At 71.6% G+C, this 1,481-nt stretch carries 2 protein-coding genes; both read right to left on the bottom strand.

Annotation, left to right across the window (positions count from 1 at the left end; genetic code table 11):
• Nucleotides 1-13 precede the first annotated feature (13 nt).
• Complete coding sequence (locus ACQKIP_RS47280) at nt 14-496, bottom strand: nucleoside deaminase (RefSeq protein ID WP_427745845.1); 483 nt, start codon at nt 494-496, stop codon at nt 14-16.
• Between the two features lie 189 nt (nt 497-685).
• On the bottom strand, nt 686-1,481 hold a 796-nt coding region (locus tag ACQKIP_RS47275; RefSeq protein ID WP_427745844.1), incomplete at its 5' end, for an LLM class flavin-dependent oxidoreductase.

Below are 1,481 nucleotides of genomic sequence, written 5' to 3'. Positions count from 1 at the left end.
ACCTGTGGCGCCGTCAGTCGGCTGCGCTCTGCTTCATGCGCAGCCGCTTCCACAGCAACTCCCGCACCTGCACGTCCAGTTCGGCAACCGGTCCGGCCACCTCCAGGCCGGGCACGACCTCCTGGACGGTCAGCGGGCTCAGGGGCGAGGTCAGGGGCACGCCCCACTCGGCCTTCCACTCCCTGGCCTGCCGCGACGAACTCGCGTACACGATGCGGCCCAGGCCGACCCAGCCGTGCGCGGCCGCGCACATCGGGCAGTGCTCCCCCGAGGTGTACACCGTCGCCGCGGCCCGCTCTCCGGGAGTCAGGTGCGTCGCGGCCCACCGGGCGAGCGCGATCTCCGGATGTGCCGTGGGGTCGTTGGTGGTGGTCTCGCGGTTGCGGTCCTCGGCCCGGACGCGGCCGTCCGCGTCCACGAGCACGGACCCGAACGGCAGGTCGCCGGCCTCCAGCGCCTCGGCCGCCAGCTCGATGCAGCGGCGCAGGTGGGACAGATCGGCTTCGCCGACTTGGGCGGCTTCGGCGGCGGGAGCGGTGCCGGATCCCGGGAGGTCGTGGTCGCGGTCGTGAGGTGCCACTGCTGCTCCATCTCTGTAGAAATGCCGGAGAGATGCTTGCAAGGTACTCGAGAGGTGCAGGTGCCGGAGAGCTGGTCGCGAACCGCCGGAGGGCTGCCGGCCGTGCTACGTGCGGTGTGCGGCCACCGCGGCCAGCGCCTGCCAGGCCGCCTCGGGCCGCAGCGTCTCCGCCGGATCGCCGTGGTACGGGTCGAGCAGCACGCTCTGGGCACCGGCCAGGCGCAGTTCCCCGATGTCCTCCAGGACCTGTTCGAGGGTGCCTTCGCCCGCCCGGCGCTCCGGCCGGTCGACGGGTTGGTCCGTGAGGCTGAGGCGAATACGCGGCGCCAGACCCGGTACGGGCAGGGCGAGTTGGGCGCAGATGCCCCGCAGCCGCTCCAGCGCGTCCCGGAACCAGGGCATCGTGAACCGCAGCGGATGCCACGGAGCACCGAACCGCACGGCCCGGCGTATGGCCGCGTCGCTGTTCCCGCCGATCCAGATCGGAATCTGTCCGCAGCGGTAGTCGGCGTCGTCCCGCCAGGCGGTGCGCAGGGTCCGCAGGCACTCGTCGGTCAGCGCGCCGCGCCGTTCGAAGGGGACGCCAAGGGCTTCGAACTCCTCGCGGGCCCAGCCGACGCCCACGCCGAGGACCAGCCGTTTGCCGCTGAGTTCATGCAGGTTGGCAGCCATGCGGGCGACCAGCAGCGGGTGGCGGTAGGGGGTGATGAGCACCGTCGTCCCCAGCTTGATCCGGGTGGTGATGCCGGCCATCCAGGCGAGCGTGGTGAAGGGTTCGTAGAAGGGCGCGGGGTACTGCCCTGCGACATCCGGAGTGATCGCCACGTGATCGGACATCATCAGCAGATCGAAGCCAAGGCCCTCGACGGTGGAGGCCCAGCGAGCGAGGTGGTCCGGATTC

The sequence above is a fragment of the Streptomyces sp. NPDC059900 genome (assembly GCF_050270335.1).
Classification (GTDB): Bacteria; Actinomycetota; Actinomycetes; order Streptomycetales; family Streptomycetaceae; genus Streptomyces.
This window is presented reverse-complemented; position numbering and strand designations above follow the sequence as displayed.